21 protein-coding genes and 1 tRNA gene are annotated in these 21,400 nt (G+C 65.6%); 8 read left to right on the forward strand and 14 right to left on the reverse strand.

Going from position 1 to position 21,400, the window contains the following annotated elements; all coding sequences use genetic code 11:
- Positions 1-168 precede the first annotated feature (168 nt).
- The 12 genes from NCCP691_RS13740 to NCCP691_RS13795 all read right to left on the reverse strand — a co-directional run bounded on the left by NCCP691_RS13740 (position 169) and on the right by NCCP691_RS13795 (position 13,025).
- Positions 169-936 carry a flagellar brake protein gene (locus tag NCCP691_RS13740; RefSeq protein ID WP_220809107.1) on the reverse strand — a complete coding sequence of 256 codons (768 nt, stop codon included), beginning with the start codon at positions 934-936 and terminating at the stop codon, positions 169-171.
- Positions 937-947: 11 nt separating this feature from the next.
- Positions 948-1,250: an EscU/YscU/HrcU family type III secretion system export apparatus switch protein gene (locus NCCP691_RS13745; protein WP_220809108.1), complete on the reverse strand. Its 303-nt coding sequence runs from the start codon at positions 1,248-1,250 to the stop codon at positions 948-950.
- Positions 1,237-2,340 (reverse strand): flagellar hook-length control protein FliK, encoded by a 1,104-nt coding sequence (gene fliK, locus NCCP691_RS13750; RefSeq protein WP_220809109.1) that lies wholly within the window; start codon positions 2,338-2,340, stop codon positions 1,237-1,239. Before fliK ends, NCCP691_RS13745 begins: the two co-directional genes overlap by 14 nt.
- Before the next feature lie 3 nt (positions 2,341-2,343).
- Positions 2,344-2,682, reverse strand: coding sequence for a flagellar protein FliT (locus NCCP691_RS13755; protein WP_220809110.1), 339 nt, complete (start codon positions 2,680-2,682; stop codon positions 2,344-2,346).
- 2 nt (positions 2,683-2,684) lie between these two features.
- Entirely contained in the window at positions 2,685-3,155 is a 471-nt protein-coding gene (gene fliS, locus NCCP691_RS13760) for a flagellar export chaperone FliS (protein WP_220809111.1), read from the reverse strand.
- Between the two features lie 10 nt (positions 3,156-3,165).
- Positions 3,166-5,178, reverse strand: a complete 2,013-nt coding sequence (gene fliD, locus NCCP691_RS13765) for a flagellar filament capping protein FliD (RefSeq protein ID WP_220809112.1) — start codon at positions 5,176-5,178, stop codon at positions 3,166-3,168.
- 183 nt (positions 5,179-5,361) lie between these two features.
- Positions 5,362-5,727 carry a flagellar protein FlaG gene (locus NCCP691_RS13770; RefSeq protein WP_220809113.1) on the reverse strand — a complete coding sequence of 122 codons (366 nt, stop codon included), beginning with the start codon at positions 5,725-5,727 and terminating at the stop codon, positions 5,362-5,364.
- Between the two features lie 71 nt (positions 5,728-5,798).
- A complete protein-coding gene (locus NCCP691_RS13775) occupies positions 5,799-7,295 on the reverse strand; it encodes a flagellin N-terminal helical domain-containing protein (RefSeq protein ID WP_220809114.1) in 1,497 nt (498 codons plus the stop codon).
- A 417-nt stretch (positions 7,296-7,712) separates the two neighbouring features.
- On the reverse strand, positions 7,713-9,173 hold the full coding sequence (locus tag NCCP691_RS13780; RefSeq protein WP_238482431.1) for a pyridoxal phosphate-dependent decarboxylase family protein: 1,461 nt from the start codon (positions 9,171-9,173) through the stop codon (positions 7,713-7,715).
- An 88-nt stretch (positions 9,174-9,261) separates the two neighbouring features.
- Positions 9,262-10,839: a GGDEF domain-containing protein gene (locus tag NCCP691_RS13785; RefSeq protein WP_220809115.1), complete on the reverse strand. Its 1,578-nt coding sequence runs from the start codon at positions 10,837-10,839 to the stop codon at positions 9,262-9,264.
- An 86-nt stretch (positions 10,840-10,925) separates the two neighbouring features.
- On the reverse strand, positions 10,926-11,576 hold the full coding sequence (locus NCCP691_RS13790) for a response regulator (protein WP_220809116.1): 651 nt from the start codon (positions 11,574-11,576) through the stop codon (positions 10,926-10,928).
- Between the two features lie 12 nt (positions 11,577-11,588).
- Positions 11,589-13,025: a PAS domain-containing sensor histidine kinase gene (locus NCCP691_RS13795; RefSeq protein WP_220809117.1), complete on the reverse strand. Its 1,437-nt coding sequence runs from the start codon at positions 13,023-13,025 to the stop codon at positions 11,589-11,591.
- A 266-nt stretch (positions 13,026-13,291) separates the two neighbouring features.
- Between NCCP691_RS13795 and NCCP691_RS13800 the strand changes: the two genes are divergently transcribed.
- Positions 13,292-13,368: transfer RNA gene (locus NCCP691_RS13800), tRNA-Arg, on the forward strand.
- A gap of 1,090 nt (positions 13,369-14,458) precedes the next feature.
- Here NCCP691_RS13800 and mnmH read toward each other — a convergent pair.
- On the reverse strand, positions 14,459-15,511 hold the full coding sequence (gene mnmH / locus NCCP691_RS13805) for a tRNA 2-selenouridine(34) synthase MnmH (protein WP_220809118.1): 1,053 nt from the start codon (positions 15,509-15,511) through the stop codon (positions 14,459-14,461).
- Positions 15,512-15,696: 185 nt separating this feature from the next.
- Between mnmH and NCCP691_RS13810 the strand changes: the two genes are divergently transcribed.
- From NCCP691_RS13810 to ccmB, 3 genes are all read left to right on the forward strand, one after another.
- Positions 15,697-16,407 carry a Crp/Fnr family transcriptional regulator gene (locus tag NCCP691_RS13810; protein ID WP_220809119.1) on the forward strand — a complete coding sequence of 237 codons (711 nt, stop codon included), beginning with the start codon at positions 15,697-15,699 and terminating at the stop codon, positions 16,405-16,407.
- Positions 16,408-16,515: 108 nt separating this feature from the next.
- Entirely contained in the window at positions 16,516-17,145 is a 630-nt protein-coding gene (ccmA, locus tag NCCP691_RS13815) for a cytochrome c biogenesis heme-transporting ATPase CcmA (RefSeq protein ID WP_220809120.1), read from the forward strand.
- Positions 17,142-17,810 (forward strand): heme exporter protein CcmB, encoded by a 669-nt coding sequence (ccmB, locus tag NCCP691_RS13820; protein ID WP_220809121.1) that lies wholly within the window; start codon positions 17,142-17,144, stop codon positions 17,808-17,810. Before ccmA ends, ccmB begins: the two co-directional genes overlap by 4 nt.
- Before the next feature lie 125 nt (positions 17,811-17,935).
- Here the strand turns inward: ccmB and NCCP691_RS21395 are convergent, their stop codons facing one another.
- Complete coding sequence (locus tag NCCP691_RS21395; protein ID WP_238482436.1) at positions 17,936-18,154, reverse strand: hypothetical protein; 219 nt, start codon at positions 18,152-18,154, stop codon at positions 17,936-17,938.
- On the opposite strand from NCCP691_RS21395, the gene ccmC reads away from it, so the two are divergent.
- Genes ccmC through NCCP691_RS13840 form a run of 4 tightly spaced genes read left to right on the forward strand, consistent with a single transcriptional unit; the run spans position 18,087 to position 21,398 of the window.
- The gene (ccmC, locus tag NCCP691_RS13825; protein ID WP_238482432.1) at positions 18,087-18,779 is read left to right on the forward strand and encodes a heme ABC transporter permease CcmC; all 693 of its coding nucleotides are present in this window, start codon (positions 18,087-18,089) and stop codon (positions 18,777-18,779) included. The two genes, NCCP691_RS21395 and ccmC, sit on opposite strands and share 68 nt — an antisense overlap.
- Positions 18,776-18,967 carry a heme exporter protein CcmD gene (gene ccmD / locus NCCP691_RS13830; protein ID WP_220809122.1) on the forward strand — a complete coding sequence of 64 codons (192 nt, stop codon included), beginning with the start codon at positions 18,776-18,778 and terminating at the stop codon, positions 18,965-18,967. Before ccmC ends, ccmD begins: the two co-directional genes overlap by 4 nt.
- A complete protein-coding gene (gene ccmE, locus NCCP691_RS13835; protein WP_220809123.1) occupies positions 18,964-19,419 on the forward strand; it encodes a cytochrome c maturation protein CcmE in 456 nt (151 codons plus the stop codon). Before ccmD ends, ccmE begins: the two co-directional genes overlap by 4 nt.
- Complete coding sequence (locus NCCP691_RS13840) at positions 19,416-21,398, forward strand: heme lyase CcmF/NrfE family subunit (RefSeq protein ID WP_220809124.1); 1,983 nt, start codon at positions 19,416-19,418, stop codon at positions 21,396-21,398. The genes ccmE and NCCP691_RS13840 overlap by 4 nt, the downstream gene beginning before the upstream one ends.
- Positions 21,399-21,400: the final 2 nt, after the last annotated feature.

Below are 21,400 nucleotides of genomic sequence, written 5' to 3' on the forward strand. Positions count from 1 at the left end.
AGGCGTGTGGCGGGACAGGGGAGCGCGGGTCATGGTTCTCGTGGCTGTGCCTGCCTGCGGCGGGCAATGAAACAAAGCGTCGGCGAAGCCGTCGCCCTGTTTATAACAGCCCGTGACATAAAGAAACATTGACCTGGGTCAATTGTGCCCGAAGCGCGGGCCGGGATGTCAGCTCAGGCCGGTCGCCTTGGCATTGCGCTCGCGCTCGAGCTTGGTGATATAGCGCTGGATGGTCGCCATCGTCGCATTGGGCAGGTCGACGAACATGCAGCCGAGCTTGCGGATGGACCGGCTTGCGGAAAGCTGCAGGTCGGCGGAATTGCGCACCTGCAGCGTGCAGACCACCGGCCCGGCGCCGGGCAGGTCGATGCGGCAGTCCTTGTAGTTGCGGCCGACGGTATTGTCGAGCAGCTTCTTTTCGTCGATCACCCCGATGCCGCCGCCGCTGATGTCCTTGAGCGTGACGACCACCGTCGCGCCGCCAAGCCCGTGGTCGTCCGGTGGGATGGTGATGGTGCAGCGCACCGGGTTGGCCACCGGGGTAGGCACCCGGTAATGCTCGCGCCGCTGCAGGCGGACCAGGCTGCCCGGGATCGCGATATACAGCGCCGGCGAACCGTCATACAGGCATTCGCCGACTTTTTCGGCGAAGAACATAATGCGGATATTGTCGAGCACGGTTTCGAAGGACACATTGTCGCTGTCGATGATGCGCTGGTTGACCGTCCTGCCCGGCGCCCGGTCGATCACCACCAGGCCGGCATCCTCGTCGACGTCGAGCACGGAGGTCACTACGGCGTCGGCGCCGCCGCCCGCCTGCATGCTGACCAGCTGGTTGCGTTCATGCATGGCCCTGAGCAGGCCGATGATCTCGCGGCGGGAATGGACCTGGTACGGACTGACGTCTTCCGTGCCGAACTTGGTGTTGAATGACATTGTCTCTTCTTCTATGAATCGCTCAGGGACAGTTTCTGGGGTCCCTTATTTTTCAGCGCGTCGATATGGTATAGCCATGCGAGCAATTCCGCCACTACGCGATAGAGTTCCGGCGGAATATGGCGGTCCAGCTCGACCTGCATCAGCAGCGCCACCAGCTCCTTCGACTCGTGCACGAACACGCCGTGCTCGCGCGCGCGGGCGATGATCTGTTCCGCGATCATGCCGCGCCCCTTGGCCACCACCTTGGGCGCCGCGTCGCCCGTCTGATACGCGAGGGCGACAGCGTTCTGCAGGCGGTCAGGCCGATTCATCGCGCTTCACCAGCAGGCCGTCGAGCGAGGCGCCAGCGGCCTGCAATGCATCGGCCAGCGAAGCCGCATGCCCGCGCAGCAGCGTCGCGCTGTCCTCGCTGGCGGTATTCACCTGCAGCTGCACATGGTTGCCGGACAGCCGGATCGTCGCCGACACCGTGCCCAGGTGCGGCAGCTCGAAGCGCACCGCGCTGTTCCAGACTTCCTGCTCGGGCGCCTGGCCGTCGTCGCCGCGCTGCTCGCGGCTGACATCCCATTCCAGCTCCTGTCCCGGCCAGAGTTCGCCGCGCCACCGCAGCTGCTGCTGTTCGAGCGCGTTGAGCTGGAGTCCGATCAGGCGTGCGGCCTCGGGATCGATGGCGGGCATCGCCGCGCCGCTGCGCGCAATCACATCGGCATCGAGCAGTTGCGGATTGGCGGCCGGCACGCGCGCGTCGCGCATCAGGTCGAGCAGCTTGTTCACCCCCTCGCCCAGCTCGCGCAGATTGCCCGCCAGCTGCGCCAGTTCGCCGTCCGCCTGCGGCGCCGCGCGCCCGAAGCCGGCCTGCGGCTCCTGCGCCAGCTGTTCGGCGGTGCGGCGTCCATTCATCCATTCCTGGAGGTGCGATTCATAGAACAGCCCGCTGCGCGCCAGCTGGTCCCTGAGCGCATCCGCGATGCGGCCCGGGTCGGCCTGGGCGGAAGAGGGAAGCAGCGGCGTGCTGCCGGTCACGCCGTCGGCGTCGGCGGCGGCATGCAGGGCATGATCGATCAGGCGGGCGGTCGCGGACAGCGTGGCCGGCGCGCTGCCGCCGGACTGATTGAGAAGAAAGGTGGGCCGCGGTTCGCGCGCGATGAAGATCAGCGACAGCTGGTCGCCGACCCTGGTCCCGACCGGCAGCGCCATGCGCGCATTGCCGTCCGCGATGCGCACCAGGTAGCTGCCGTCGTCGAGCATGTTGTCGACCGTCGCCTGCAGCTCGCGGCCGATCGCGATCTGGTCGAACCGCCGAAAGACCTCGAGCCGGGCGTCGGTGGAGGACACCGACCGGGTCGAGGCTTCGACCGAGGACGGGGGGCGGGCGGTATTGAGGTCGGCCCGCGGCAGCATGACTCAGCCGGACTGGTTCGCGCCGTAGGCCTGCGCGAGCTTGCGCTCGACGCCGGCGCTGTTCATCAGCTTGGACAGGCGCGCCATCCACGGCTCGGTGATATTGCGGATCTGGCGGTCGTCCTCCAGGATCTTCTTGATGATCCGGGTCTTGTGCTCGCGCGCGGTCGGCGTCAGCGGCTCGCGCGGCGAGTCGTTGCGCTTGATGATCTCGACCTGGCTGGAGCACTTGGATTCGAGCGCCGCGAGCTGTTCCCAGTCGCCGGTCCTGGCCGCGGCCAGCATCTTGTCGGTGATGTCGGCGACGGACTCGTAGAGGGAGATGATTTCCTGGTTGTCCATGGTCAGGCTTTCACGAGGCGGTTGGGCTGAGGGGCGAGGGGATCGGCGGCAGCGGGCGCAACGGCTTGCACCGGGCGCGCGGCTTCGGGATTGATCGATTCCCAGGCGTCCTTCAGGCCTTTCAGTAACTGATGCACTTCTTCCAGTATTTGCGGCTGATTCTTGATATTGGCGATCACGAGGCGGTCGCTCATGTACTCGTACAGCGCGTCCAGGTTGAGCGCGATCTCGCCGCCGACCTTCTTGTCGAGGCTGGCGCGCAGGCCGCTGTCGATGATGGTAATCGCCTTGGAAATGGCTTGTCCCTTCGCGGGGATATTCCCGGCCTGCATGTGCTGGATCGCCGAAGCGATCGCCACCATGGCGCCGTCGAAAAGCATCACGACCAGTTTGTGCGGGCTGGCGGCGGCGACGCCGGTCTCAACACCCACATTTGCATAGGCGCTTGCGCCCATCCTGTTCGAACCGAACATTCTCGTCCTCTTATTTGAGTGCAGACAGGCTTGCCAGCTGCTGCGTCAGGTAGTTGCTGGTTGCGGCCATGCTGGTAAGCAGGCTGTCGAGCGCCACGTACTCGGCGCGCAGACGTTTTTCCGTTTCCGCCAGCCGCGTATTGAGTGCGGTGCGGCTCTTGTCGATATCCTTGATCGTGCGGTTGAGGCCGTCGGTGCGGTTCTTGAGCATGCCCGAACTACCGAGGTAGCTCTCGATGGTCTTGCTGAGCTGTCCGGCGATGCCGGTCGAAAAGTCGATGCTGCCGCGCGGACCGGTCGTGCCGCCGTTGACCTGTATTTTCAGCCCATCGACGGCGGTATTCGTGGCGCCAGTCAGGACCTGGCCATTGCCGGCGGCCGGCATGCCACCGATGGAGCCGGCGACGTCTTCGCCTTCCGCCTTGGTAATGACAGCTCCGAAAAGCGTCGCGATGCCGGTGCCGGCGTCGTCAGTTATTGCGACCTTGGAGGCCGGTCCATAACGATTGGAGGTGACTTTCAGGCGACCGCCTTCGTCAAGCGACACTGCAACCGAGTTCCCGGCGCTGGAGAACGCCGAGGTGCCGTTGATCGCTGCCTGCATCATGGCGACCAGCTCCTGCGGCGCATAACTGCCTGCGGTGAGCCCCACCTTCGCGCTGACGCCGTCGAGTGCCACGTTGAGCGTCGTGCCGGCGGCAATCGTGACCGGTCCGCTCAGTGCGGCGTCGCCGGTCTGATAACCCTGCTTTGGAAGATTGGAAATCGACACGTCGTACTTGCCGGCCTTGGTCGAAGCCTTGGAGCCGGTCACGCTGATAAGACTGTCGCTGGCCCGTCCCACGGTCGAAAACAGCGCCGCCAGGTCTTCGGGACTACCGCTGACTGCCTTCTGCAATTTCGAGTTGTCGAGTGCGAGCGTGCCGTCCTTCTGAAAGGATATGCCGGCCGCGGAAAGGGTCTTCAGGGATCCAGCATTGTCATTGCTTGCACCGAGCATCTGGCGCATGCTGGTCTGTAGGGAACGGATGGTCGGGTCGCCTAGCAGGATGCCGGCAGCCTTGGTCTCTGTGTTGTAGGAGGTCAGCTGTTTGAGCGTGGATTGCAGGTCATTGTAGGCCTTGACGAAGGACGTCACCGTGTTCGTCACCTGCGCGCTGTCCTTGCTGACGCTGAACGTCGTGCTGCCGGCCTTGAGCACGTTGAGCGTCACGCCCTGGATCGCGTCGGACACGCTCTTGGTCTCGCTGCTGATGCTGATGCCGTTGACGGTCAGCAGGGCATTCTGACCCGCCGCCGCCTGCGTCATCTTCTGGCCCCCGGCCGTGGTCGGATCGAACGCGAGCAAGTCTTGCAGCGCCGTATCCCCGCTGACGGCGATTTTCATGTTCGATGCCGCCCCGGTTTTGTCCGAGGTAAGCACCAGGCGGTTCGGGGTCGCGCTGCCGTCGGAAATGATGGTGGCGGTGACGCCGAGCCCGGCCTTGTTGATTGCGTCGCGAATGCCCTGCAGCGAGTTGTTGGTGCCGTCGATCTTGATGGTGCCCGTGGTACGCGTGGCGCTCTGCGTAAACTTTGTGCCGTCGGGGTACACGCCGTCGCTGGCCGCCGTGGTGTCGTAGCTGCCGAACTGGAAGGTGATGGTGGTTTCCGCGCCGGTGCCGATCTTGGCGGTGCTGCTGCCCATGCCGGCGGACTTGAGCGTCTGTGCCTGCGGCAGCTGGGTGACATTGATGTTGTAGCTTCCGGCCGCGGCCTTCGTGCCCGCGCTCGCGGTGAGGATGGTGGCGTCGCCGACGCTCGCGGACATACCCTGGTATTTCGCCGGGTCCGCGAGCTTGCCCAAAGCGTCCTGGAAGGTCGACAATGCGCTGCTGACGCTGCCGAATGCCGACACCTTCGCCTGATAGCTCGCTTCCTTCTGGGCCAGCTTGGCAAGGGGGCGCTGCTCGATCGCCATGAGCTGCGACACGATGCTGTTGACGTCCAGTCCTGAGCTGACGCCTGATGTCGATGTGGCCACGTCACTCTCCCGATAAAGTTGCACTATAACTTTTTATCGGCATTCCCAAATCCGACTTTAGAGGAGGATTTACGGTGCTATTCCGGGGCTTGGGGGGTACGGGGATGCCGTCGCCGTGATTAAAACGGCAACGGGCAGTGACGGCGGGAAATCGCCGCGAAGAGAAAAGCCGCGGACCGCCGGTCAGGCGGTCTGACGCAACAGCAGGCCCTGGACACGGTCCAGCGCCTTGGAAATTTCGAGGGCTTCCTCGGTCGGGATCTGGCGGATAACGTCGCCGGTCTCCGCATCGCGCACCCGGACAATCGGCTCCTTGCTCTCGGCATCGACCGAGAATTCGATCTTGTTGGACATGGCCTTCATCGCCGAGTTGATGTCCTGAACCGCCTTCTTGACCTGTTCTGCGTCCGGAACGCCACCCGGTTGCTGAACCAGTGCGCCAGCGATGGTGGGATCGGCTGCCGGCTTTTGCGCCGGCGCCGTGCCAGGCAGAATGGGGGCGGGCGCTGCGCCAGCCGCGTTTCCTGTACCTACTGGGCGTATGTCCACGATCATCTCCCGAATGTGAAGAAACCCGGCCGAAAAATTCGACCGGGTTTTGTTGCCGTTTGACTAAGCGATTAGCCGCGCAGCAGGCTCAGCACGCTGTTGGGCAGCGAGTTCGCTTGCGCGAGCATCGCGGTACCGGCCTGTTGCAGGATCTGGCTGCGGGTCAGGCTGGCCGTCTCGGCAGCGAAATCCGTGTCCTGGATGCGGCTGCGTGCGGCGCTCAAGTTCTCAGACGACGTTTGCAGGCTGGTGATTGTCGATGCGAAGCGGGACTGCAGTGCACCAAACTTCGCGCGCTCGCCGTTGATCATGTTCAGCGCGGAGTCGATTGTCTTGATCGCTTCCTGTGCCTTGTTGAAGGTGGACACGTCGACTTCGGAAACCTTGTTCAGCTTAGAGTTCGTCGTTACGGCGCCTATTGCACCGAGGATGTTGGTGCCGCTATCAGCTTGGACAGCCGAGAAGGACTTTTCGGAGTCGAAGGTCACGAGGCCCGTGGTATAGGCGGTGTTGACGTCGGTGTCGACGGTCAGGACGGCTGGATCACCTACGGCTGTGCTGCCGTCGGCCTTCAGACCTTGCACCGTCGTCGTGCCGCCGTTGGCGACTGCCGTGTCGGCGATGACAATGTCCGCACCGGTCGAGCTGGTCAGGATCACGGCATCGCCCGTGCTGTTGAGCGATGCGGTAACGCCGGTCTTGGCGGACTTGTCGTTGAAGGCCGTGACTGCCGAGGACAGGCCGTCGGCTGTGTTGAATGCGGACAGCGAGAAGCTGACGGTCTCAGCCGTGTCGTTGTCACCCTTGATCGTCAGGTTATACGAGCCGCTGGCGCTAAACGAGACTTTCGCATCGGTACGGGCGGTAGCGGTGACGCCGGTGTCGGTCGTGACCTGGTTAACCTTGGCTGCAACCGCCTTGGCGCTGTCGCCAGCGCCGACAGCGATGTCTTTCGAGCCTGCGAAACCATTGACCGTCACGGCGCCGGCGGTCACTGCGCTGCTTGTGGCAACAGCCGAGCCCACGCCTGCACCGGCAGCGGTAGTCGCCTGGTTGTTGCCATAAGCGGAGGTGCGCAGGTTGGCGGTGTTGGTGGTGATCGTCTGACCTGCGTTCGCGCCGACCTGGAACTGGGCGCTGCCGAATGAGCCGTCGAACAGCTTCTTGCCGTTGAACTCGGTGGAGTTGGCAAGACGCTCGAGTTCCTGGGTCAGCTGGCCGACTTCGGCGTTCAGCGACTGGCGGTCGCCTGCGGAGTTGCTGGCATTGGACGACTGGACTGCCAGTTCGCGGATACGCTGCAGCAGGTCGCCGGCGTTGCCGAGCGCGCTCTCAGCGGTCTGGGCCAGCGACACGCCGTCGTTGGCGTTGCGGCGGGCGACGTCCATGCCGTTGATCTGAGCGGTCATGCGCTGGCTGATGGCCAGGCCGGCGGCATCGTCCTTGGCGCTGTTGATACGCAGGCCGGAAGACAGGCGCTGCAGCGAAGTCGACAGGGCGCCTTCGGACTTGTTCAGGTTGCGCTGGGAGTTCAGCGAAGCGATGTTGGTATTGATGTATGCAGCCATGGTGTTTCTCCTGTTTTGACTGAGTGCCGTTTGCTTCCGGCTTGAGTCTCTGGGTCTCGGTTCCGCCGCTTTTACCGGCCGTTTGAACCGCTGTTGCTAGCTTTATCGGACAAGACTGGAAAAGCTTTAGGATTTTTTTGCCTGTCGTTTTTCCAGTCCAGCCCTGCTCGAGCCAGACAAACCGTTCTTCGGAAGCCTTGGGAAAAACTTTAACTACGGAAACTGTTTTTTTGGGGAGGATGCCCCGGAAGGTTGAGGCAGCACGCAGGGCACGATCCGCCGTGCCCGCAAGTGCTTGATTTTGAGGAGAGAATTGTGATGAGGGGCCGAGCGCCTGACGCCGGGAATTTCTGCTTTCAAATCAAGGGCTAAAGTATTTTGAAACGGCGCCGTAACGCGTCGTTCGCGCGCGTTGGATCAGGCACGACGCCGAACCGGCGCGGCCTCGTTCTGCTGACCCCGATGTAGAACCGCCTCGACCAGCGTATCGATATCCTGCTGCCGCGTCCGGTGATTGAACAGCGCAGCACGAATGGCCAGCCGGCCGTTGACGATGGTGGTCGACGGCGCGACCAGTCCCGACTCCTGCAGCGCGATCACGATTTCGCGATTGACCTCGTCCGCCTCCTCGCAGCGATAGCCGAAGCACACGATGTTCAGCCCCACCGGCGCCAGCAGTTCCAGCCGCGGCTCGCTCTCGATCCGCTGCTTCAGATCCTGCGCGAGCCGGCAGCCGTGGCTGATGACCTCGCCCAGCCGTTCGCTGCCATAGGCCTGGATCGCGAACCAGGTCTTGAGCGCGCGGAAGCCGCGCGACAAATCCGGCCCGAAGTCGCTGAGCCACGGCGAATTGGCCGCCATGCCGCGCGTCTCCCGCGCCAGGTAGGCGGCCGGCGATGCAAAGCTGTCATGATGCAGCCGGCCGTCGCGCACGAGGATGAAGCCCGCGTCGTACTGCACCTGCGCCCACTTGTGAAAATCGAAGGCGATGGAATCCGCGCGCTCCAGTCCCGCGAGGCGCGGCGCGATCTCGGGCGACAGCATGGCAAGCGCGCCATAGGCGCCGTCGACATGAAACCAGAGGCCTTCGCGCGCGGCGATGTCGGCCAGCGCCGGCAGCGGGTCGATCGCGCCGATGTCCACCGTGCCGGCGCTGCCGACGATGATGAAGGGCGTGAAGCCCTGGCGGCGGTCGTGCGCGATGGCGGCTTCCAGCGCGACCGTGTCCATGCGGCCGAGCGCGTCCACCGGGATCAGTCGCAGCGCGTCGGTGCCCAGGCCGCACAGGTCGACCGCCTGGCTGACGCACTGGTGGGCGGCGACGGATGCATAAGCGGTGAGCCGGCGACCGGAGGCGGCGAGGCCGGTCTTGCGCACCCCGGTGCCGAGCGCGCCGGTGCGGGCCACCAGCACCGCGATCATGTTGGCCATCGAGCTGCCGGTGACGAACAGGCCGCTGGCCTCGTCGGGGAAGCCGAAGAGTTCCCGCACCCAGTGCAGCACCTGGCGTTCCACTTCGACCGGGATCTGGTCGCGGCCGCCGAGATTGGCATTGAGGCCGGCCGCCAGCATTTCGGCCAGCATGCCGACGGCGGTGCCGCCGCCCTGGACCCAGCCCATGAAGCCGGGATGGGCGTTGCCGATCCCATAGGGGAGAATCTCGTCGAGAAAACGCGCATGCACCTCGGCCAGCGGCGTCGGCTGGCGCGGCAGCGGCTCCCGGAAAGCGTCGCGCACTTCCTGCGGCGCCGGCTGCCATACGGGTTTTTGGCGCAGGCCGGCCATGTGATCGAACATGTCGTCGAGCATGCGGTGGCCCTGGGCGCGCAGTTCATTCCAGTCCGTCGGGTCGAGTGAGCTGTATGGCTTGTCTTGCATGGGAATCTGTCCGGCCGGCGCGTCGGATTGTGCGCCGCAACGCGACTATACGGGTTTTTGGAAGGGCAGGCCTATTTGGAAGGGCGGCCTATTGCGCGGCCACGACGCGGTTCTTGCCGGCGCGCTTGGCTTCATAGAGCGCCTCGTCGGCGCGCTTGGTCAGGGATTGCTGGTCCTCGCCCGGACGGCGCAGCGCGACGCCGGCGCTGAAGGTGATCAGCAGGCGCTGGTTTTCGTGCATGAAGATCTGCTTGGTGAGTTCGCGCTGCACCCGCGTCACCGTCTGCATCGCCTCGGGCAGCGGGGTGTCCGGCAGCACGATCATGAATTCCTCGCCGCCGAAGCGCGCCACCACGTCCATCGTGCGCAGCGTGTCCTTGATGACGCGCACCAGGTGGATCAGCGCCTGGTCGCCGGCGGAGTGGCCATAGGTGTCGTTGAGGCGCTTGAAGTCGTCGAGGTCGAGCAGGGCGACGCAGAGCGGGCTTTCCCGGCGCACCGAGCGCGCCATCTCGCGCTCGAACACGTCGTCGAGGCCGCGCCGGTTGAGGCTGCCGGTCAGCTGGTCCTCGCGCACGAGTTCGCTCATCTGCTCCAGTTTGGATTCCAGCTCCTGGATGCGGGCCTCGGCTTCCTGCACTTCCTGGCGGGCGGCGATCATTTCATCGCGCGAGCGCAGCGCCTCGTCCTGCGCGGCCTTGGTGTCGCGCATCATGTCATCGAGGATGTGGTTGAGCTCGACCATGCCCCTGGCGCCGGCGATCTTCTGCTGGTAGTTGTCGATTTTCTTGTGGAAGTCGCCGGTGCTGACGGCCACCGCGCCGAGCCGGTCGATGAAGGTCATCATCATGTTCTTCACCGTGACCTTGGCTTCCTTCAGGCTGTGCTTGAGCACGCCCTGCTTGTAGATCACTTCCTTGAGGCTGCGGTGGGCGTCGAGCAGGGCGGCGTGGCTGATCGGGCCGGACAGCAGGTCCTGGACGTTGGCGATCTGGCCGCTGAGCCAGGAATCATCGTCGAGCAGTTCGCTGACGTTTTCCAGCAGCAGCTGGAACAGCCGCAGCAGCAGTTCATGCTCTTCCGCCATGTCGTCGGCCTTGAGGCCGACCTTGAAGCACAGCTGCTTGAGCCGTCCGCCGATCTCGTTGAGCGCCTGCTCAGTGTAGGCGGTACGGATCGCCTCGGCCAGGGATTCGGCTTCCTCGGCCAGTCTGGGCGCGCCGCGCAGCATGGACACGAGCGCCAGCGTCAGGGTGCGGATCAGCAGGTCGCGCAGCAGCTGCATCTGCCGGGTTTCCTGCACCGCCGGCGCGAGCGCCTCGAAGGTGCCGGACGCCGGCTCCGGCGCGGGCTGCGCCGCGCGGCTGAGCTGCAGGTCGATCAGGCGGTTGAGGTTGCGGCTGCAGTCCTGCCAGTCGCGCTTGCCGGCGGCCAGCTGCAGCTGGGCGGCGAGCGCGGCGATGTCCTTCGGTCCGCGGACGAGGGCGGCGGCGAAGTCGGCGAGCACCTGTTCCGCCCCCGGCTGCGCGGTCGTGCCGGCGATCTCTTCATAGATCTCGCGATAGGCTTCCGGTGTCGGCGCAATGCGCCGCACCGCGAGGCGCTTGAATGCCTCGCGCGCGATTTCGGCTGGACTCTGCTCCGGCTTGTTGAGGTTTTCCCGCATCCCGCGCAATCGACCGTCGGTTAAAAATCACGCCACTTTACGTTGATAAACGGAAAATGAGAAGACCCGCAAAAACAACGTCCGCCTTATTCGACGAGGTGATTCTTGATCGCGTAATGGGTCAGCTCGGCGTTGTGCCGGAGTTTCATCTTTTGCAAGAGCCGGGAGCGGTACATGCTGATGGTCTTGACCGACAGCGCAAGCTCGGCGGCGATGTCGCTTACCGTCTTGCCGGAGGCGATCATGACCAGGGTCTGGTATTCGCGGTCGGACAGGGTTTCATGCGGCGGGACTTCGCGGTTCTCGTCGCCGACGTGGTTGGCCAGTTCCTGGGCGAGGGCAGGGCTGATGTACTTCTTGCCGGCGGCGACGAGGCGGATGGCGTCGACGAGTTCGGCCGGCGCGCTCTGCTTGTTCATGTAGCCGGCCGCGCCCGCCTTGAGCGAGCGGATCGCGTACAGGTCTTCGCGGTGCATGGACAGCATCAGCACGGCGAGGCGGGGGTTGTCCTTCCTGACCTGCTTGAGGACTTCGATGCCGCTGCGGTCGGGCATGGAGATGTCGAGCAGGAGCACGTCGGCGTCGCTCTTGCGGGCGAGCTTGATGGCGTCGTTGCCGTTCTCCGCGTCTCCGGCGACCGTGATGTCCTTGTTATCGGTGAGGATCTGGCGCAGGCCCTCGCGCACGATCGCATGGTCATCCGCGATCAGGACTTTGATGGTTTCGGTGGCTGTCATTGGTGCTGCTTTCTATTGTTTCAACGGCAGGGGAATCCTGATAGCGACTTTCGTGCCACCCCCCGGCGCGCCGCTCACCTCCAGCTCGCCGCCGAGCGCGCCGACCCGTTCTTCCATGCCGCGTATGCCGAAGGATTTCGGCTTGAGCCTGTCTGTCGGCACGATGCCGCGGCCGTTGTCGGTCACTTCCAGCAGCACGCTGTCGGCGCTGCGCTGCAGCGTCACCGCGACCCGGCCGGCCTGCGCGTGTTTCCCGATATTGGTAAGCGCTTCCTGAAAAATGCGAAACATCGCGGCCGCTTGGTCGGCCGGCAGCTCGATGTGTTCATCGCTGCTGACTTCGCAGGGGATGCCGAGCTGCTTTTCGAATTCCCGCGCCTGCCATTCGATGGCGGCGACGATGCCGAAATCGAGAATGCCCGGCCGCAGGTCGACCGTGATGCGGTGGATCGCCTCGATGGTGCGGTCCACCAGCGTGTCGACGTAGGCGGCCTTTTCGGCCAGCGCCGCGTCCTCCGGCGGCAGCCGCTTCTTCACCAGCGCCATCGCCATCTTGATGGCGGTGAGATTGCCGCCGAGGTCGTCGTGGATCTCCCGCGCGATGCGGGTGCGTTCGATTTCCTTCACCGTCTGGATATGCGCGGACAGCTCGGCCAGCTGCGCCCGCGAGCGCCGGATCTCCGCCTGCTCCAGCTTGCTCTGGGTGATATTGGTCATGATGCCTTCCCACTGCACGTCGTCGCCCGAGAGGGCGCGCGGCGTGGAGCGGATATTGATCCACTTGGTGTCCTTCCACTTCGCGACGTGGATGCGGCCTTCCCAGTTCAGTTCCTTCATGCCCGCAGCCGATGCGTTGAGCGAGTCGATGAAGGACTGCCGGTCCTCGTCCACGATCAGGGCGACGAACTGCCCCGGATCGGCCCGCAGCTGTTCGGCGCTCACGCCTAACAGCGCATGGCAGCCGTCGCCGAGATAAGGCATGGTGGTGGTGCCGTCTGCCTTGCGCAGCAGCTGGAAGAACAGGCCCGGCGTGTTGGAGACGATGGTGCGGAAGCGCGCTTCCGACAGCCGCAGCGCCTTGGCCGCCGCATGCCGCGCGCTGGTGTCGTTGCCGATCATGACATAGGCCGGCGCCGTGTCCGACGCGCAGTGATAGAGCCTGAACTCGACCGGATAGGTGGAGCCGTCCTTGCGGGTATGGACGGTATCGAGCGAGGCGCGGCTCGCCTTGCCGCAGGCGAGGGGCATCAGTATGTTTTCCAGCACCTCGCGCGATACCTGGCGGGCGAGGTCGAGCGGCGTCATCGCCGCGAGTTCGGCCGCGGTGTACTGCAGGTTCTTGCGGGCGGCGGGGTTGGCGTGCAGGATGCGGAAGCTGCCGCGGTCGACGATATAGATCTCGCTGAACGATCCCTGCATGACGACCGGCAGCCATTCGGAGCGCAACATCTTCTTCCTCGTTGTATCGGTGCGGACGGCCTCGCGGCTTTCATCTGACTGCCGGGCGCGTCGCCTGTTCTGGCTCTGCTCCGCGCCGCGCCGGATAGGGGGCGGCGGTGCTGTAAAGAAATGGGTGCGGCGACTTTAACACAAGTGCACGGGGGCTCAGCCAGGGGGATGCGGCGGACGGGGCAGGGCGGCGGCGCGGGCGGCAGGATTAATTTCCGCGGAGGGCTTCCTTTTTTTATTGAACGGGTGCTATACTTTCGTTTTACGCGGCTGTAGCTCAGCTGGATAGAGTACTTGGCTACGAACCAAGGGGTCGTGGGTTCGATTCCTGCCAGCCGCGCCAGCATCACCCGAAGGGGCCTGTCGAAAGACAGGCCCCTTTGCTTTGGGGCGCGGGTTTTCGTGTGATGGTTTCTTAGGGGTGGGCGTTGGTCGCACGGCCTGCGCGACCCGATGCGACCTGCGCATCAATCGCTCTCCGACTCAGCCCAAGTAGGGCCGGCCTCCGTGCCGGCCCAGCGGAGGTGGCACGACCTGCATCGCCCCGCGCGACTGACGTATTACCCTTTCTCCGGACCGCCGTCGGTTGGGCCGGCAGGGACGCCGGCCCTACTTTCTTGGAGTGAGTGGGCCCGTCGCGCGCGGAGGTGGCACGACCTGCGCTGCCCGGTGCGACCTGTGCATCGGTCGCTCTCCGACTTGGCCCAAGTGGAGCCGGCCTCCGTGCCGGCTCAGCGGAGGTGGCACGACCTGCATCGCCCCGCGCGATTGACGTATCAACCGTTCTCCGGACCGCCGTCGGTTGGGCCGGCAGGGACGCCGGCCCTACTTTCTTGGAGTGAGTGGGCCCGTCGCGCGCGGAGGTGGCACGACCTGCGCTGCCCGGTGCGACCTGTGCATCGATCGCTCTCCGACTTGGCCCAAGTGGAGCCGGCCTCCGTGCCGGCTCAGCGGAGGTGGCACGACCTGCATCGCCCCGCGCAACTGACGTATCAACCGTTCTCCGGACCACCGTCGGTTGGGCCGGCAGGGACGCCGGCCCTACTGGCCTGGAGTGTACGCACGGCGAAGGTCGCGCGACCTGCGCTGCCCGGTGCGACCTGTGCATCGATCGCTCTCCGACTTGGCCCAGGTGGAGCCGGCCTCCGTGCCGGCTCAGCGGAGGTGGCACGACCTGCATCGCCCCGCGCGACTGACGTATTACTCTTTCTCCGGACCGCCGTCGGTTGGGCCGGCAGGGACGCCGGCCCTACTGGCTTGGAGTGAGTGGGCCCGTCGCGCGGTGGAGGTGGGACGACCTGCATCGCCCCGCGCGACCGACGTATCAACCGTTCTCCGGAACACCGTCGGTTGGGCCGGCAGGGACGCCGGCCCTACTGACCCGGCTGCCCTCCGTGCCGGCGTATGCAGTCACCTCTCGAAGTGCGAACGAATCAGGCGGCCAGTACCGCCGCCCCCGGGTCATACTGCGCGAGCAGGTCCCGCGCCGCGTCCCGCAGCGCCTGCGGCGCAAGGCTCGGCAGCTCGATCAGCGGCGCCTGCGACAGCGCAGTGTAGTGGCGCGTGGTCGAGCGTGTGTAGGCGGGGTCGTAATGAACTTCCATGATGCGCTGGAAAAGCGCCGGCATCCTGCGCTCGCGGGCCATCTCTTCCCATACCGCGAACTCCGCGCCGCCGATCAGCTTGCGAAGATGCTCGAGGCGGGCGACGAAGGCTTCCGGGTCGTCCTCGAAATGTCGATAGTCTTCCCGCCACAGCAGGACGCGCTCCGCCATCGGCGCATCGATGCGCAGCAGGCGCGAGCGTTCGTGCATGGTGTCGAGCAGTGCATCGGGCAGGCGTACATTGCCGATCTTCTTGGACTCGGCTTCGACCCAGATCGGGCGAGCCGGGTCGAAGGCGGACAGCTTCTGCACCAGCAGGCTGTCGAAATACTTCTGCGTCGGTTGCGCCAGTCCGGGCACGGCGCCGATGACCGAGCCGCGATGGTTGGCGATGGCTTCGAGGTCGAGCACCTGGGCGCCGAGCGCATCGAGCTGATGCAGGAGCCGTGTCTTGCCGCAGCCGGTCGGGCCCGACAGGACGATGTAGGAGAACTGCGAGGGCAGGGTCTCGAGCTGCTCGTTGATCCAGCGGCGGTAGCCTTTCCAGCCGCCTTCCAGCTTGTGGACCCGGTAGCCGATGGTGTCGAGCGCGTCGAACCACAGCCGGCTGCGCTTGCCGCCGCGGAAACAGTACACCAGTATCTGCGCATTACGGGGACGTCCGGCGATGACCTGGTCGAGGTGGCGCGCGATGTTTCTGAGGGAGTAGCTGACGCCGATCAGGTAGGCGCGCATCTTGTCGGTCCGGTGCAGGGTGCCGACTTCCGCGTATTCCTCGTTGTTGACGACGGGCAGACTGATCGCGCCGGGAATGTGGTCTTCCTCATATTCGCGCTCGGAACGGGCATCGATGATCAGGTCGTACTGTTTGAATCTTTGCATGGCAGGTCTCGCGTGACGGGCGTCGATTGTGCCACAGCTTGCGGCGCGGCTTGTCTTTTCCGGGGTGGAGGGGGCGCGGGCGGGTTTCGGGGAAAATTGATCTAGATCATTAAAAAATCGGGTGCGGTCGCGCATCCTCTCGGCACGATTGATTCCAGGGCCGTCGCCCGGCCGAGGCAACAAAAATGAGGATGGAACGCGCCCGATCCCAGCGCGAGGACAGCGTGCACAACATCAAGGGCATCCTTGCCAACACGTCGCTGTTTCGCATGCTTGACGAGCGTCAGCTCGAAAAACTCACTGCGGTCGCGCAGCCGCTGCGCACCGCTTCCAATGCTTGCCTGATCGGCCAGGGCGATGCGCCGCACGGACTGTTCGTGGTGGTCTACGGCCAGGTGAAGGTGGGCTTCGAGCGCAAGGACGGCAATGAGAAAACGCTCGCCATCCTTGGCCAGAACCGCTGCTTCGGCCTGGTCGAAATGCTCATCGATCAGCCGCACCTGGCTTTCGTCAAGACCACGACGGACTCCATGCTGCTGCATGTCGATGCGGCCACCGTGATGTCGCTTGCGCGGGAGAACTTCAGTTTCGCGCATGAACTGATGCTGCGCGTTTCGCGTCAGATGTATGCGCTGACGCGCGATATCGAGAGTTACTCACTGCAGACGGCGCGGCAACGGCTGGCCAATTATCTGCTGCGGCAGGGCCGCTACCAGGCGGGGCAGCTGGTGGAGCTGATCGCGAGCAAGACGCTGATCGCTTCGCGCCTGAGCCTCACGCCCGAAACCCTGTCGCGCCTGCTGCACGAGTTCTCCGCCGAAGGCATGATCAGCGTCACCGGCCGGCGCATCAGGATTCTCGACCAGGACCGCATCGTCGCGCTGGTCGGCGCCTGAGCGCCCGCCGCCTCCATTGCCGCGGGAGCGCCGTGCGCGGCGCTTTCGTCACCCGTTTCCTTTCATGAACCTCGACATGCTGTTCCCCTTGGCCGCCGGAGCCGCGGCATGAAGCTCGAAGCCCGTTCGCTCGAGTGCCGGCGCGGAGACCGCGTGCTGTTTTCCGGACTCGATCTCGCGCTCGATGCCGGCGAGGCGCTGCGGCTGGCCGGACGCAACGGCAGCGGCAAGACCAGCCTGCTGCGCATGCTGTGCGGCCTGACCCAGCCGGAGCAGGGCGAGGTGCTGTGGTGCGGCCAGAATATCCGCCGCCACCGCGAAGAGTTCAATTCGGCGCTGGTGTATCTCGGCCATGCGGCCGCCATCAAGGACGAGCTGCTGGCCTGGGAAAACCTGGCGATGTCGGCCGCCATCGCCGGCAGGCCGGTCGACGAGGATCAGGCTTGCGGCGCGCTCGAACGGCTGGGCCTCGGCGCGGCGGTCGACCTGCCGGCGCGCGCGCTGTCGCAGGGGCAGCGCAAGCGGGTGGCGCTGGCGCGGCTGACGCTGGCGCAGGACCGGCCGCTGTGGGTGCTGGACGAGCCCTTCACCGCGCTCGACGCGGCCGCCGTGCAGGCGCTGTGCGAGACGGTCGACCGCCACCTGGCGGCCGGCGGCATGCTCATCTACACCACGCACCAGGAGATAAGCCTGCAGGCGCGGCGGCATCTGCGGCTCGAACTCGGCGGTGCCGCATGATCCGGCTGCTTGCCGCCGTGGTGCGACGCGACCTGCTGCTGGCGATGCGGCGGCGCGCGGAAGTGCTGACCACGCTTTTCTTTTTCATCATCGTCGTCAGCCTGTTCCCGCTCGGCGTCGGACCGGAGCCGCGTCTGCTGCAGACCATGGCGCCGGGCATCCTGTGGGTCGCCGCGCTGCTGGCCTCGATGCTCGCGCTCGGCCGCCTGTTCGCGCCCGACTACGCCGACGGCACGCTGGAGCAGATGGCGCTGTCGCCGGAGCCGCTGACGGTGATCGTGATCGGCAAGGTGCTGGCGCACTGGATCGTGTCGGGCCTGCCCCTGGTGCTGCTGTCGCCGCTGCTGGCGGTGCAGTTCGGACTCGGTGCGCCGGAGATCGGCGTGCTGGCGGCGAGCCTGCTGCTCGGCACGCCGGTGCTGAGCCTGATCGGCGCGATCGGCGCGGCGCTGACGCTTGGCGTGCGCGGCGGCGGCGTGCTGGTGGCGCTGCTGGTCCTGCCGCTGTACGTGCCGGTGCTGATTTTCGGCGCCGGTTCGGTCGGGGCGCAGGCATCCGGGGTCGGCGCGGCCGCCCACCTGCTGCTGCTCGGCGGCGCGCTCGCCGGATCGGTTGCGCTCGCGCCATGGGCGACCGCCACGGCGCTGCGTATTGCCATCGAATAATGGCATGCCGATTGCAATTGGAGGACGGCAAGCCGGAAGGCGGGAAAGAAACCGTTTTCCGTAGCGGACAGTCAATGAAACAGGCGGGTTTTGGCGGCAAGCAGGGGTGCAAGGAAGCAGCCCGATCAATCGCTTTCCCGATTTCCGGAAAGCGCCTTGAAGAACTTATATTGGAGTAAGACAGCAGTGTCCACCGGCAGCCAGATTCTCGATAGCAGGAGAGCAACAAGCGGCGCAGGATTTTTCAAATACGCATCGCCGCAGCAGTTTTTCCCATTGGCGGGAAAACTCATTCCCTGGTTTGCGACCGCGGCGGTGCTCCTGGCCGTGGTCGGAATGGTCATCGGCTTCCTCGTCGCGCCCACCGACCACCAGCAGGGCGAGGCCTACCGCATCATCTTCCTGCACGTGCCGGCGGCCTGGATGTCGATGTTCGTCTATCTCGTGATGGCCTTCTGGTCCGGCGTGGGCCTGGTGTTCAACACGCGCCTGTCGTCGATGATGGCGAGCGCGCTGGCGCCGACCGGCGCGCTGTTCACCTTCATCGCGCTGTGGACCGGTGCGCTGTGGGGCAAGCCGACCTGGGGCACCTGGTGGGTGTGGGATGCGCGCCTGACCTCCGAACTGATCCTGCTGTTCCTGTACATCGGCTTCATGGCCCTGCAGGCGGCGATCGACGATCCGCGCCGCGCTGACAAGGCCGGCGCTGTGCTGGCGCTGGTCGGCGCGGTCAATGTGCCGGTCATCTACTTTTCGGTCCAGTGGTGGAACACCCTGCACCAGGGCTCGTCGGTCAGCATGACCAAGGCGCCGAGCATGGCGATGACCATGCTGGCCGGGATGCTGATCATGGCGCTGGCCGCCTGGGCTTACACGATCGCCGTTTCGCTGATGCGGGTGCGCTGCATCATGCTCGAGCGCGAACGGCATGCCGAATGGACGCGGCAATACCTGGAGGATCAGGCATGAACTGGAACAGCGTCGGCGATTTTCTCGCCATGGGCGGTTATGGCTTGTACGTGTGGGGATCGGTCGTGGTCAGCGGACTGCTGCTGGCCGGTGAAGTGGGCGCGCTGAAGATGCGCAGCGCCGGATTGAAGAAGCGTCATGCGCGGCAGGCAGGCCGGTCGCGTCGGGCGCGAAAGGAAAACCAATGAAGGCAAGACAGAAAAGGGCGGCGCTGCTGCTCGTGGGACTGGCCACGCTCGGCCTGGCCGCGTGGCTGGTGATTTCGGCGTTCCGCCAGAACATGGTGTTCTTCTACACACCGACCCAGGTGCAGTCGGGCGAGGCGCCGCAGGGCCGCAGCTTCCGCATCGGCGGCATGGTGGAAGAGGGCAGCCTCAAGCGGCAGGCCGACGGCGTCACCGTGCATTTCGTCGTCACCGATACCGCGCAGAAGATTCCGGTGGCGTACAAGGGCATCCTGCCCGACCTGTTCAAGGAAGGCAAAGGCGTGGTGGCGCAGGGCAAGCTCGCCGCGGACGGCCGCTTCACGGCCGACGAGGTGCTCGCCAAGCATGACGAAAACTATATGCCGCCCGAGGCCGCGCACGCGATCAAGCAGGCGCACGAGGGCGCGCAGACGGGCAAGGGTGCTCCGCAATGATTCCTGAACTCGGCAACTTCGCGGTGATGCTGGCGCTGTGCGTGTCGCTGGTGCTGGCCATCCTGCCGCTGGCGGGTTCGTTCAGCGGCCGCCGCGCCTGGATGGCGGTCGCCCGCCCGGCCAGCTTCGCGCTCTTCCTGCTGGTCGGCGTCGCCTTCGCGGCGCTGGTCGCTTCCTTCGTCGCCAACGATTTCTCGGTCGCCTACGTGGCCGGCAATTCCAATTCGCGGCTGCCGGTCTATTACCGCATCGCCGGCGCCTGGGGCGGCCACGAGGGCTCGCTGCTGCTGTGGATCGCGATGCTCGCCCTGTGGACGCTGGCGGTCGCGCTGCTGTCGCGCCGCCTGCCGGAGGAGACCGTGGCGCGCGTGCTCGGCGTGCTTGGCATGATCGCGGTCGGCTTTCTCGCCTTCCTGCTGTTCACCTCGAATCCTTTCGACCGTGTGCTGCCCGCCGTGCCAGAGGGGCGCGACCTCAACCCGCTGCTGCAGGACTTCGGCATGATCATTCATCCGCCGCTGCTGTACATGGGCTATGTCGGCTTCTCGGTGGCGTTTGCGTTCGCGATCGCGGCGCTGCTCGGCGGCCATCTCGACAGCGCATGGGCGCGCTGGTCGCGGCCCTGGACCACGGCGGCCTGGATGTTCCTGACGCTCGGCATCTTCATGGGCAGCTTCTGGGCCTATTACGAACTCGGCTGGGGCGGCTGGTGGTTCTGGGATCCGGTCGAAAACGCCTCCTTCATGCCCTGGCTGGTCGGCACCGCCCTGATCCATTCGCTCGCGGTCACGGAAAAGCGCGGCAGCTTCAAGAACTGGACCGTGCTGCTGGCGATCCTCGCGTTCTCGCTGTCGCTGCTCGGCACCTTCCTGGTCCGCTCGGGCGTGCTGACCTCGGTGCATGCCTTCGCCACCGACCCGGAGCGCGGCACCTTCATCCTGATCTTCCTGGCCATCGTGATCGGCGGTTCGCTCACGCTGTACGCCTGGCGCGCGCCCTCGGTCGGCAACGGCGGCAGCTTCGCGCTGGTGTCGCGCGAATCGCTGCTGCTGGTGAACAATGTGCTGCTGCTGGTGGCGGCGGGCACGGTGCTGCTCGGCACGCTCTATCCGCTGTTCCTCGATGCGCTCGGGCTCGGCAAGATTTCGGTCGGCCCGCCGTACTTCGAAGCGGTGTTCGTGCCGCTGATGCTGCCCTTGCTGCTGCTGATCGGCGTCGGGCCCTTCGCCCGCTGGAAGCGGGCAGAGCCGGGCGAGCTGCTCAAGCGCCTGCGTGTGCTCGCAGCGGGCAGCGTGCTCGCGGCCGTCGCGCTGGCGGTGGTACTGGCGGCCACGCCGATGGTGGCGGCCGGCATCGCGTTCGCGATCTGGATCATCGTCTCCGGCCTGGCGCACCTGGTCGAGCGCGTGCGTCACGCGCCCAAGGGCATGCCGCTGCGGCAGCGGCTGTCGCGCGAGCCGCGCAGCTACTGGGCGATGCTCGTCGCCCACGCCGGCGTCGGCGTATTCGTGGTCGGCGTGACGATGGTCAGCGGCTTCGACGATCACCGCGATGTGCACATGCGCGCCGGCGAGAGCGCGGAACTCGGCGGCTACCGCTTCAGCTTCGTCGCACTCGACGAGGTGGCGGGGCCGAACTACATGGCCGCGCGCGCGCGTTTCGAGGTCACCCGCGACGGCAGGCCGGTGACGGTGCTGCATCCGGAAAAGCGGATCTACATCGCGCAGCGCATGCCGATGACCGAGGCCGGCATCGACCGCGGCATCACGCGCGACCTCTATGTGTCGCTCGGCGAGGCCACCGGCGACGGCGCCTGGGTGGTGAGGCTGCAGCACAAGCCCTTCATCGGCTGGATCTGGGGCGGATGCCTGATCATGGCCTTCGGCGGGCTGCTCGCCGCCAGCGACCGCCGCTATCGCATCCCGGCGCGCGCCCCGGTCCCGGCGGCCGGCGCCGCCGCCATCGTTGCCAACGGGTGAAA

The organism is Noviherbaspirillum aridicola (genome assembly GCF_019656455.1).
GTDB lineage: Bacteria > Pseudomonadota > Gammaproteobacteria > Burkholderiales > Burkholderiaceae_D > Noviherbaspirillum > Noviherbaspirillum aridicola.

What these genes read in the sequence shown, in the direction of transcription:
- NCCP691_RS13785 (WP_220809115.1), bottom strand. Translation starts at nt 10,839, where the DNA reads ATGCGGGAAAACCTCAACAAGCCGGAGCAGAGTCCAGCCGAAATCGCG.
- fliS (WP_220809111.1), bottom strand. Translation starts at nt 3,155, where the DNA reads ATGTTCGGTTCGAACAGGATGGGCGCAAGCGCCTATGCAAATGTGGGT.
- fliK (WP_220809109.1), bottom strand. Translation starts at nt 2,340, where the DNA reads ATGCTGCCGCGGGCCGACCTCAATACCGCCCGCCCCCCGTCCTCGGTC.
- NCCP691_RS13790 (WP_220809116.1), bottom strand. Translation starts at nt 11,576, where the DNA reads ATGACAGCCACCGAAACCATCAAAGTCCTGATCGCGGATGACCATGCG.
- NCCP691_RS13740 (WP_220809107.1), bottom strand. Translation starts at nt 936, where the DNA reads ATGTCATTCAACACCAAGTTCGGCACGGAAGACGTCAGTCCGTACCAG.
- ccmA (WP_220809120.1), top strand. Translation starts at nt 16,516, where the DNA reads ATGAAGCTCGAAGCCCGTTCGCTCGAGTGCCGGCGCGGAGACCGCGTG.
- NCCP691_RS13755 (WP_220809110.1), bottom strand. Translation starts at nt 2,682, where the DNA reads ATGGACAACCAGGAAATCATCTCCCTCTACGAGTCCGTCGCCGACATC.
- NCCP691_RS13840 (WP_220809124.1), top strand. Translation starts at nt 19,416, where the DNA reads ATGATTCCTGAACTCGGCAACTTCGCGGTGATGCTGGCGCTGTGCGTG.
- NCCP691_RS21395 (WP_238482436.1), bottom strand. Translation starts at nt 18,154, where the DNA reads ATGACCATTCCGACCACGGCCAGGAGCACCGCCGCGGTCGCAAACCAG.
- NCCP691_RS13810 (WP_220809119.1), top strand. Translation starts at nt 15,697, where the DNA reads ATGAGGATGGAACGCGCCCGATCCCAGCGCGAGGACAGCGTGCACAAC.
- NCCP691_RS13745 (WP_220809108.1), bottom strand. Translation starts at nt 1,250, where the DNA reads ATGAATCGGCCTGACCGCCTGCAGAACGCTGTCGCCCTCGCGTATCAG.
- NCCP691_RS13795 (WP_220809117.1), bottom strand. Translation starts at nt 13,025, where the DNA reads ATGTTGCGCTCCGAATGGCTGCCGGTCGTCATGCAGGGATCGTTCAGC.
- ccmD (WP_220809122.1), top strand. Translation starts at nt 18,776, where the DNA reads ATGAACTGGAACAGCGTCGGCGATTTTCTCGCCATGGGCGGTTATGGC.
- ccmE (WP_220809123.1), top strand. Translation starts at nt 18,964, where the DNA reads ATGAAGGCAAGACAGAAAAGGGCGGCGCTGCTGCTCGTGGGACTGGCC.
- NCCP691_RS13780 (WP_238482431.1), bottom strand. Translation starts at nt 9,173, where the DNA reads ATGCAAGACAAGCCATACAGCTCACTCGACCCGACGGACTGGAATGAA.
- ccmB (WP_220809121.1), top strand. Translation starts at nt 17,142, where the DNA reads ATGATCCGGCTGCTTGCCGCCGTGGTGCGACGCGACCTGCTGCTGGCG.
- mnmH (WP_220809118.1), bottom strand. Translation starts at nt 15,511, where the DNA reads ATGCAAAGATTCAAACAGTACGACCTGATCATCGATGCCCGTTCCGAG.
- NCCP691_RS13775 (WP_220809114.1), bottom strand. Translation starts at nt 7,295, where the DNA reads ATGGCTGCATACATCAATACCAACATCGCTTCGCTGAACTCCCAGCGC.